This window comes from Agriterribacter humi, assembly GCF_009192765.1.
Classification (GTDB): Bacteria; Bacteroidota; Bacteroidia; order Chitinophagales; family Chitinophagaceae; genus Agriterribacter; species Agriterribacter humi.
On sequence record NZ_VOHQ01000002.1, the window covers coordinates 769,042 to 779,652 of the forward strand.

Here is a 10,611-nt window from a genome sequence, read left to right on the forward strand (position 1 = left end):
TTGTATCATTAAACTTACGGGAAGATGAATACAAAGAACCAGGCGTATAATTTGCCTTTGACAGGAGTGGAAAGTGAACATTGCGCATTGATCGTTGATAAGGGATTAAGTAAGATAGGAGGCATTACCGCGCATAAAGTGGAACTGAACAACAAAAGAGCGGTTATTGATACAGGCGATGCAGTGGAGATATTGCCGCAGGCGGTTAAGGCTATCCGTGACCTGGGCTATGGGGTAGATACCATAAAGCAATCCTTCCCGGTGCTTAATATGACTTGCGCTTCCTGTGCCAGTAGTTCCGAAAGTATTTTGCAAAATCAGCCCGGCGTTATAAACGTAGCCGTTAATTACGCCAACGGAAACGCGCTGGTGGAATATATTCCAACGGTTACCGGCCCTGCGCAGTTAAAAGCAGCACTACAGGGCATAGGGTACGACCTTGTGATTGATGAAAGTGAAGATGCGAAAGATGCGCTTGAAGCGCTGCAGCAAAAGCAATGCAAAGCGCTCAAGGCGAAAACCATTGCTGCTGCAGCGCTTTCCGTACCTGTTGTAATAATCGGCATGTTCTTTATGGCTATGCCTTACGCCAACTATATCATGTGGGTATTGAGCACACCGGTTATTTTTATTTTTGGAAAACAATTTTTTGTGGGCGCCTGGAAACAAACAAAGCACCGCTCGGCTAATATGGACACCCTGGTAGCATTGAGTACCGGGGTAGCGTATTTGTTCAGTGCTTTTAATACTTTGTTCCCTTCTTACTGGCATAGCAAAGGGTTGCACGCACATGTGTATTTTGAAGCCGCGGCGGTAATCATCGCGTTTATATTGCTGGGAAAGTTATTAGAAGAAAAGGCGAAAGGAAATACTTCATCAGCCATTAAAAAACTCATGGGCTTACAGCCTAAAACCGTTACCGTGATACATGAAGGTGGCCACCAGGCAGAAATGCCTGTTACGGGTGTAACAGTGGGTATAACCTTATTGGTAAAACCGGGTGAAAGAATACCCGTGGATGGAACCGTAAGTTCGGGTAATTCTTTTGTGGATGAAAGCATGATCAGCGGCGAACCTGTACCGGTTGAAAAAACAAATGGCGAAAAAGTATTTGCAGGAACCATTAATCAAAAAGGAAGTTTTCAGTTTATTGCCGGCAAAGTAGGCGGCGACACGGTGCTTGCACATATTATTAAAATGGTGCAGGAAGCCCAGGGCAGTAAAGCGCCTGTACAAAAATTAGTAGATAAGATCGCCGGTATTTTTGTTCCGGTAGTAATAGGCATTGCATTGCTAAGCTTGGTGTTATGGATTATTTTAGGAGGCGACAATGGGTTTACCCACGGATTACTGGCAATGATTACCGTACTGGTTATCGCTTGTCCGTGCGCGTTAGGACTGGCTACGCCAACAGCCATTATGGTGGGTGTGGGCAAGGGTGCTGAAAATGGTATCCTTATCAAAGATGCCGAAAGCCTGGAGCTGGCAAAAAAAGCAGACACTGTTATTCTCGACAAAACCGGAACCATAACGGAAGGCAGACCGGCGGTTACAGATATTTTTTGGCTGAATAACGATGCAAAGGATATTGCTGTTCTCTTATCTGTTGAAAAGCAATCGGAGCATCCCCTCGCTGAAGCGGTAGTAAAATATTTTAGTACTGTGCATGGTTTACCTGTACAGCATTTTGAGAGTTTAACGGGTTTTGGTGCAAAAGCGCGGGTAAATGATCAAACCTGGTATGTGGGCAATCTGCCATTGCTGCAAAAAAATAATATAACTGTTCCGGATCAGTTACAGCATGCGGCGGAAAAATGGCTGGCAGAAGCTAAAACGGTGATCTACTTTGCCAATGAAAAGCAGGCGCTGGCAGCAGTGGCCATCGCGGATACTATAAAAGCCTCTTCTGCAGAAGCCATAAAGCAATTGCAGGATGACGGTATAACAGTTTATATGCTTACAGGCGATAATGCCGCTACGGCAAAAGCTATTGCAGACCAGGTGGGGATAAAGCACTTTAAAGCGGAAGTATTGCCGGCGCAAAAGGCGGAGTTTGTAAAAGCCCTGCAGCAGCAGGGTAAAACAGTGGCTATGGTAGGCGATGGTATCAACGACAGTACCGCACTGGCACAGGCGGATGTGAGCATTGCCATGGGCAAAGGCAGCGATATTGCTATGGATGTGGCCAAAATGACCATCATTTCATCCGATCTTTCTAAAATCCCCAAAGCCATCCGGTTATCAAAACATACAGTTGCTACCATTAAACAAAACCTGTTCTGGGCATTTATTTATAACTTTATAGGCATACCCATAGCTGCAGGTATTTTATATCCCCTTAATGGATACCTTTTAAACCCGATGATTGCAGGGGCGGCAATGGCACTAAGTTCCGTAAGTGTAGTGGCAAACAGCTTAAGGTTGAAGTGGTTGAAATTGTGAAACGTTTGATGCTATGCATCCAATAAAGTATAATATATTTCAAAAAGGATATAACAGTACGCATCGCCATGCAAGTACCTTTATGGACAAAAAAAAGAAATGAATAAAATACTGCATACTATAAAAAAACTTTTCAAGAACTGGTTTACCAAAAGCTGCTGCAAGTAGGAGCGGGAGGTATTGTGGTAAACAGGTACTTAATCAATAAAACAGAAAATCATGAAAACAATACAGCTCAAAACGAATATCAATTGCAGCGGATGTGTGGAAAAGGTAACGCCTTCGCTCAATGAAACTTTTGGTGAAACCAACTGGAAGGTAGATACCACAGATCCTAAGAAGGTATTAACGGTTATTGCAGAAAATGTGGATGAAAGGGATGTGATAAAAGCGGTGGAAAGAGCGGGCTATAAAGCTGAACAACTAATGGAGCAATAATAAAATAAAAATATGATGAAGAAGGATGCAGTTAAAAAGCCAGTAACCGGAACCAATCCGCTATTGCAATCATTTATGGTTATTACTTTAGTGGTTTTGTTTGCCGCATGTAAACAGGGAAGCTCAACTTCAGTAATTAGTCAAACCTTTGAAGGTAATGGTGATGATCTGGAAAGGGTTACCCAGGAAATGGTTGCCCCACCGCTTTTACCTAAGCATCAACAAGTAGCTGCTGGTGGTCCAAAGATCGTTGAAGTTACTTTGGTAATAGCCGAAAAGAAAATAGAAATAGCCCCGGGCGATTCCATTTGGGCAATGACGTTTAATGGTTCGGTACCCGGCCCTATGATCGTTGTACACCAGGATGATTTTGTAGAGTTAACGCTTAAAAACCCTGCCACCAATACCCAGATCCATAATATAGATTTTCATGCGGCAACAGGTAAAATGGGCGGAGGCGATATATCTACTATTAACCCAGGGCAGCAGGTGAAATTCAGGTTCAGGGCTACCCGGACGGGTGTTTTTGTATACCATTGCGCACCCGGTGGAATGATGGTGCCCATGCACGTTGTTTCCGGTATGAATGGCGCCATAATGGTGCTGCCACGTGAAGGACTAAAAGATGAGAAAGGCAACCCGGTTACTTACGATAAGGCCTATTATATTGCTGAACAGGATTATTATTTGCCCAAAGACGCTGATGGTAAATTTAAAAACATTGCCACACCACAACAGAGCATGCAGGAAATGGAAACCGCTATCAAAACCCTTACCCCCACGCATATTGTTTTTAATGGGAGAAAAGGTGCATTGATAGGAAAAAATGCGCTTACTGCCAAAGTGGGAGAAAAGGTTTTATTCATTACTTCACAGGCCAACCGCGATACCCGTATCCACCTGATTGGCGGTCATGCCGACCTGTATTGGCCGGGAGGAAAATTCAATAATCAGCCCTATACCGATCTCGAAACATGGTCCATACCCGGAGGCTCTGCTGCTGCGGCATTATATAAATTTCGTGAGCCAGGCACTTATGTTTATTTAAACCACAACCTGATAGAAGCTTTCGCTTTTGGCGCCATTGCCCAGATAAAAGTGGAAGGAGAATGGGATAACAGCCTAATGAAGCAGATTGAAAAACCGGGCGCGATAAAATAATTTTGTGCAACTTTTCAAAATACAGGTTATGAAACATAACAATATAATAGAATTATTAGGCGATAAAGCAAGCTACTTTTTAAATCATACCTGCACTACCATTGATAAAAAAACGATCCATCTTCCTTCGGCAGATCATGTGTCGGAAATTTGGGCCAACAGTAACCGCAGTAACCAGGTATTGCGCAGCCTGCAGATTTTATTGGATCACGGCCGTTTGGGTGGAACAGGCTATTGCAGCATTTTCCCGGTAGATCAGGGTATTGAGCATAGCGCAGGTTCTGCATTTGCGCCTAACCCGCTTTATTTTGATCCTGAAAATATTATTAAGCTGGCTATAGAAGGTGGCTGCAATGCTGTTGCTTCAACATTTGGTGTGTTAGGTATTATGAGCCGCCAGTATGCGCATAAGATTCCTTTTGTTGTAAAGATCAATCACAATGAATTTTTAAGCTTTCCTAACCGATACGATCAAACGCTGTTTGGAACCGTTAGAAGTGCATGGAATATGGGTGCTGTTGCCATTGGCGCTACTATTTACTGGGGAAGCGCCGAAAGCGCCCGCCAGCTTAAAGAAGTAGCTGAAGCTTTTGAAATGGCACATGAACTGGGAATGGCTACCATTTTATGGTGCTATACCCGCAACAATGCATTTAAAGTGGGTGGTACAGATTATCATACTTCGGCCGATCTTACAGGGCAAGCCAATCACCTGGGCGTTACCATACAGGCCGATATCATAAAACAAAAATTACCCACCAACAACGGCGGCTACCTGGCAACAAAGCATGGCAAAACCAGCCCGCTGATATACGACAAACTAACTACAGATCATCCTATTGATTTAACCCGTTACCAGGTATTGAATTGCTATAGCGGCAGGGTAGGTTTAATTAATAGTGGGGGCGAAAGCAAAGGTGAAAGTGATCTGCAGGAAGCGGTAACCACTGCGGTAATCAACAAGCGTGCCGGCGGCATGGGCCTGATTTTAGGCAGAAAGGCGTTTCAGCGTCCTTTCAGCGAAGGCGTAGAGATGCTGCAAGCCATACAGGACGTGTACCTGGACAAGGATATTACAATTGCTTAATGTGTTTTATAAAAGGTTACCGGAATATTGACAAATATCATGTCTAAATAAGCCATTCTTTATTTACTTTTGCAGTTACAAATGAAAAAAATTCTTGTCATAGCACTGATCATGCTTTATGGGGCTTCCAGTTCGGGAGTCACGCTTCAGTTGCATTATTGTTGTGGCAAGTTTAAGAATATTGAATGGAAACAGGTTAAAGATGATGGCTGCGGCAGTGAACACACAATGGGTGCAAAGCCCTGCTGCGAATACAAAGCTGTTTCCTTTTCGGAAGATAAGGATTACACCAACCCCGAGCTTGCCGTAAAAGCATTTAAAGCCAATGCGGTAGCCATACCAGTCAGCCTCATCGCTTTTCCCGGAGAATCTGTATTTTCTCAGCGTCTTCCCATTGTTTTTGCTGTGCAAACGATGCAGCACAAGCCACCTTTATTTCTACTCCATAGTGTGTTTAGGATTTGATTTTAAAAACAGAAGCACCGTTCCCTGTTTTTTTAATCAAAATACACATTTATGATAAAAGCTTTTCAGTATACAGCTATCGCTGTACTCTCTCTATTTATAGTTTTAACTGCTGCTGCCCAAAATAACGGCAGTTCTGAAACAACATCTTTTAAAGTATCCGGAGCCTGTAGCATGTGCCAGCAGCGTATAGAAAAATCGCTCGGCATTAAAGGCGTTAAAAAAGCCAAATGGAATGTAAACACGCAAATGCTTGCGCTTACTTACGAACCATCGGTTATCAGCCTGGAAGATATACATGCACGAATAGCCGCCGTTGGCCATGATACGGAATTAAAAAAAGCCGCCGATAAAACCTATAATGCTTTACCGGAATGTTGCTTTTACAGAGATCTGGAAGCGGATAGCGATAACACCGCTGCATTACCTCAAAGCAATGAACCGGTCATAACCGGCGTGGTGCTGGCAGAAGACAACAAAGGCAATTTTACCGCACTTGCAGGGGCAACCATTGTCTGGCTGAATACACATAAAGGCACTACATCCGATAAGCATGGTGTATTTTCTCTTCCCCCTCAAGAAACAACCTCGCCACTCGTGATCAGCTATACCGGTTACCGGTCCGATACCGTACAGGTAACAGATAACAGTGCATTGCATGTTGTAATGGCGTCTGACCAACAGCTGAATACCATTACGGTAACGGCAAGGCGAAAAAGTATGTTTGTGAATACGTCCAGCGCCTTTCGAGCCACCACCATTACTTCCAAAGAATTAATGAAAGCAGCCTGTTGTAATCTTAGTGAAAGTTTTGAGACCAATCCATCGGTAGATGTGTCGTACAGCGATGCCGTAACAGGATCCAAACAAATACAGCTTTTGGGCTTATCCGGAAACTATACCCAGTTAACTGTGGAAAATTTACCCGGTCCCCGCGGCATTGCCACCCCACTTGGGTTAAATAGTATTGCCGGCGCCTGGATCGAAAGCATTCAATTGAGCAAAGGAACCGGTTCTGTGGTAAATGGCTTTGAAAGTATTGCAGGGCAAATAAATGTAGAATTAAAAAAGCCGGAAAACACCGACAGGCTGTACGCGAATGGTTATGTAAACAGTATGGGCCGGTCGGATCTGAATCTTAACCTTTCACAGCAAATAGGAAAAAAATGGTCGGTGGGCCTATTGCTGCATGATAATTTTTTATACAGCAAGCCCGATTTTAATAATGATGGCTTCCGTGACCTGCCAACAGGAAATTTATTCAGCGGCATAAACCGCTGGAAGTACGACAACAACAAAGGGCTGATGGTTCAGTTTGGCGTAAAGATTTTAGCAGACGACAGGATTGGGGGTGAAACGGCATACAATACCGGGGATAAATTTTCAACCGACCATTACGGCATGGGCATCAAAACAAACCGCTACGAAGGTTTTGCCAAGATCGGTTACGTGTTTCCCGAAAAAAAATACAAGAGCATCGGTTTACAATTATCCGCTTTTAATCACAGACAGGATGCGTACTTTGGATTAACGCCCTACGATGCTGAACAAAGTAATTTTTATTCCAACCTTATCTTCCAAAGTATTATTGGTAATACCGCGCATAAATACAGAACAGGATTAAGTTTTACTGCCGACCGTTACAATGAGTTGTATCAAACACAGGCATTCAAAAGGAACGAAATTGTTCCTGGTGCTTTTTTTGAATATACTTACACGATGAATGAAAAGTTCAATGTGGTAGCGGGCATCCGTGCTGATCATAACAATTTATATGGATGGTTTACCACGCCGCGGCTGAATGTGCGGTATGAGCCGGTTGCAGGAACAACGATCAGGGCAAGTGCAGGACGCGGGCAACGCACCGCAAATATTTTTGCTGAGAACATGGGGCCGCTGGTAAGTGCGAGGATGGTTAATATCGTTAATGGCTCAACAGGAAAAGCATATGGACTGGATCCAGAAGTATCGTGGAACAAAGGTATAAGCGTTGACCAAAAGTTCACCCTGTTTACAAGAGACGCTATGCTGAGCGTTGATTTTTTTAGAAATGACTTTACCAACCAGGTCGTGGCCGACATGGAAGACCCGCGCCAGTTGAAGTTTTACAATTTAACAGGAAAATCTTATTCCAATAGTTTTCAATCTGAACTGAGCGTAATGCCTGTGGAGAAATTAGATATTCGGTTGGCATACCGTTGGTTTGATGTAAAAACAACCTATGGAAATGAACTCTTGCAAAAACCACTCACAGCCGAGCACAGGGCTTTTGCAAATCTCGGTTATGCATTGCAGGACTGGAAGTTTGATTATACCATTAATTATGTAGGTGCAAAACGTATTCCATCCACGGCGGCAAATCCTGATGCGTATCAATTGCCTGTGAAATCGCCTGATTATATTACCATGAATGCGCAGGTGAGCAAATCGCTGGGTAAAGCCAAAGCCCTTGAATTGTACATTGGAGGGGAAAATCTCACCAATTATTTTCAGAAGAACGTGATCATTGCAGCCGCGCAGCCATTCGGCGATTATTTTGACGCCTCCATGATATGGGGACCGGTTAGTGGTCGTTTGCTGTATGCGGGATTCAGGTACAGGATCAAATAATAAAGTAATACAAACCACATAATGGGCCTGGCGCATATTATACCGCCAGGCCCATTATATTTTATGGGCTTGATTAAAATCAATGGTATTTATTAATTCAACTCAACGTCCGGTGCATTATTCCATTGTAGCTTTACATTATACAATTTTATTTTATGGGTCAATTGATCACAGGCATACATCATGTTACAGCGATTGCCTCCGGCGCTCAAAAAAATATTGATTTCTACCGTGGTATTCTTGGATTGCGGTTAATAAAGCAGACTATAAATTTTGATGCTCCGGAAGTATATCATTTCTATTATGGCGATGAAGCGGGCAATCCTGGCAGCATTCTTACTTTCTTCCCGTATGAAGGATTGGTAAGAGGAAGGCATGGAAAGGGAATGCTGAACACTACTGCATTTTCAGTTCCATTAGCATCGCTTGATTACTGGCTGGAGCGCTTAAAAAGATACAACATTGAGTATAAAACCCCGCAGGAAAGATTTGAGGAGGAAATTGTTGTTTACTTTGAAGATGAAGATGGCTTAGGGCTGGAATTGATTTTTAATGATAAAGACACAAGAGCCGGATATGCAAATGGATATATTCCGGAAGAATATGCTATAAAAGGGTTTTATAATGTAGAGATATGGGAAGAAGGGTATGAACGCACTGCGGGTTTACTCACCGAACAATTAGATCATATGCTCATTGCTGAAAAAGGAAATCGCTTCCGTTTTGCCGCTATCAACAACCCCGGAAATTATATTGATGTTGTTTGTTCGCCCGACAGTATGAGAGGGCTTTCGGGCAGTGGTACCGTGCATCACCTGGCATTTGCCACGCCCAATCAGGAAACACAGTCTGCCGTGCGTTTGAAGATTGTAAAACGAATGCTGAATCCTACGCCGGTATTAGACCGGAATTATTTTACTTCCATTTATTTTCGTGAGCCCGGCGGTGTATTGTTTGAAGTAGCCACCTCGGGCCCGGGTTTTGCTATAGATGAACCGGGAGACCATTTGGGGGAAGCATTAAAACTGCCTGAGCAATTTGAACCCCGCCGGAAGGAATTAGAAAAAACATTAACCCCCATAACTTTTAACGATGCCCGATACAAATGATACACACAAAAAAAATATAGTAACTGCAGGTGTTAAGATAGAAGAAGCCAAAAAGGCTTTGATCATGATACATGGACGTGGTGGCAGTGCGGAGGATATCCTTTCCCTGTCTGATCACCTGCAGATAAAAGACTTTGCTTTGCTGGCGCCGCAGGCAACAAACAACACCTGGTATCCTTATTCTTTTATGGCGCCACCATCTCAAAATGAACCCTGGCTGTCATCTGCATTATCACTCCTGAAAGAAGTGCTGAATGACGTAACCGGGCAGGGTATTGCCACTGAAAATATATACTTTCTCGGATTTTCCCAGGGCGCTTGCTTAACACTTGAATTTGTAACGCGAAATGCCCAAAGATATGGAGGCGTAGCCGCTTTTACAGGGGGGGTGATCGGCGATAAAATTTATCCTGAAAATTATAGCGGTGATTTTGCCGGTACGCCTGTTTTCATCGGCAGCAACAATCCCGATCCTCATGTGCCGGTGGAAAGAGTATATGCAACATCAAATATTTTAAAAACCATGCATGCGGCTGTTACCGAAAAGATATACGACAATATGGGGCACACGATTAACCAGGATGAAATTGACGTAGCCAATACGCTGGTCTTTAATGCAAATATTTAAAGTTGCTGAATGGAAAAAAATAAACAACACTATGAGCATCTCGTCATTGGATTTGGAAAAGGCGGCAAAACCTTAGCGGCTTACTTAGCCAAACATGGCAAACAGGTTGCCTTGATTGAAAGATCGGAAAAGATGTACGGAGGAGGTTGTATCAATATCGCCTGCATTCCCACCAAATCATTTATAGTGAGTGCCGAAAATAACCTGCCCTATGAAAAAGCGTATGAAGTAAAAAATGAATTGACTTCTTTTCTCAGGAAGAAGAACTTTGACAATATTGAAGAACTTGAACTGGCTACTGTTATTACCGGCGATGCCGCTTTTGTTTCACCGCATGAAGTAAGTGTAAAATTGCACTCTGGTAATGAAGAACTGCTTATCAGCGCTGATCGTATTTTTATCAATACCGGATCGGAGCCTTTTGTACCATCCATACCTGGAATAACATCTTCCAAAAAAGTATTTACCAGCGCTTCACTAATGGAACAATCTGTTTTATTGAAGAAGCTGGTTATTATTGGTGGCGGATTTATAGGATTGGAGTCATTGCTGTCCGGTAAAAATAGAATAATTCTTTTTTCAAACGGCTGGTTGCGGTTTTGCGGTTAAGATTTGGCTGTTTAGTATTTTCCAAGCCCCTATGTTGGAAATAAGGAAGGATTAAAAAGTTC

The 10,611-nt window shown here is 43.1% G+C and carries 9 protein-coding genes; all 9 read left to right on the forward strand.

Features of this window, described 5'->3' with window-relative positions; all coding sequences use genetic code 11:
• Nucleotides 1–24: 24 nt before the first annotated feature.
• The 9 genes from FRX45_RS06350 (at nucleotide 25) to FRX45_RS06390 (ending at nucleotide 10,549) form a co-directional block, all read left to right on the forward strand.
• Nucleotides 25–2,442, forward strand: a complete 2,418-nt coding sequence (locus tag FRX45_RS06350) for a heavy metal translocating P-type ATPase (protein WP_152267533.1) — start codon at nucleotides 25–27, stop codon at nucleotides 2,440–2,442.
• A gap of 219 nt (nucleotides 2,443–2,661) precedes the next feature.
• The gene (locus FRX45_RS06355) at nucleotides 2,662–2,880 is read left to right on the forward strand and encodes a heavy-metal-associated domain-containing protein (RefSeq protein ID WP_152267534.1); all 219 of its coding nucleotides are present in this window, start codon (nucleotides 2,662–2,664) and stop codon (nucleotides 2,878–2,880) included.
• Nucleotides 2,881–2,892: 12 nt separating this feature from the next.
• Complete coding sequence (gene nirK / locus FRX45_RS06360; RefSeq protein WP_226805030.1) at nucleotides 2,893–4,041, forward strand: copper-containing nitrite reductase; 1,149 nt, start codon at nucleotides 2,893–2,895, stop codon at nucleotides 4,039–4,041.
• 28 nt (nucleotides 4,042–4,069) lie between these two features.
• Nucleotides 4,070–5,128, forward strand: coding sequence for a class I fructose-bisphosphate aldolase (locus tag FRX45_RS06365; protein WP_152267535.1), 1,059 nt, complete (start codon nucleotides 4,070–4,072; stop codon nucleotides 5,126–5,128).
• Between the two features lie 81 nt (nucleotides 5,129–5,209).
• Nucleotides 5,210–5,593, forward strand: a complete 384-nt coding sequence (locus tag FRX45_RS06370) for a hypothetical protein (RefSeq protein ID WP_152267536.1) — start codon at nucleotides 5,210–5,212, stop codon at nucleotides 5,591–5,593.
• Between the two features lie 51 nt (nucleotides 5,594–5,644).
• Nucleotides 5,645–8,203 carry a TonB-dependent receptor domain-containing protein gene (locus tag FRX45_RS06375; protein ID WP_152267537.1) on the forward strand — a complete coding sequence of 853 codons (2,559 nt, stop codon included), beginning with the start codon at nucleotides 5,645–5,647 and terminating at the stop codon, nucleotides 8,201–8,203.
• Nucleotides 8,204–8,358: 155 nt separating this feature from the next.
• Nucleotides 8,359–9,312 (forward strand): ring-cleaving dioxygenase, encoded by a 954-nt coding sequence (locus FRX45_RS06380; protein WP_152267538.1) that lies wholly within the window; start codon nucleotides 8,359–8,361, stop codon nucleotides 9,310–9,312.
• Nucleotides 9,296–9,940, forward strand: a complete 645-nt coding sequence (locus FRX45_RS06385) for an alpha/beta hydrolase (RefSeq protein WP_152267539.1) — start codon at nucleotides 9,296–9,298, stop codon at nucleotides 9,938–9,940. Before FRX45_RS06380 ends, FRX45_RS06385 begins: the two co-directional genes overlap by 17 nt.
• A 9-nt stretch (nucleotides 9,941–9,949) precedes the next feature.
• Nucleotides 9,950–10,549: an FAD-dependent oxidoreductase gene (locus tag FRX45_RS06390; RefSeq protein WP_152267540.1), complete on the forward strand. Its 600-nt coding sequence runs from the start codon at nucleotides 9,950–9,952 to the stop codon at nucleotides 10,547–10,549.
• The last annotated feature ends 62 nt before the right edge of the window (nucleotides 10,550–10,611 follow it).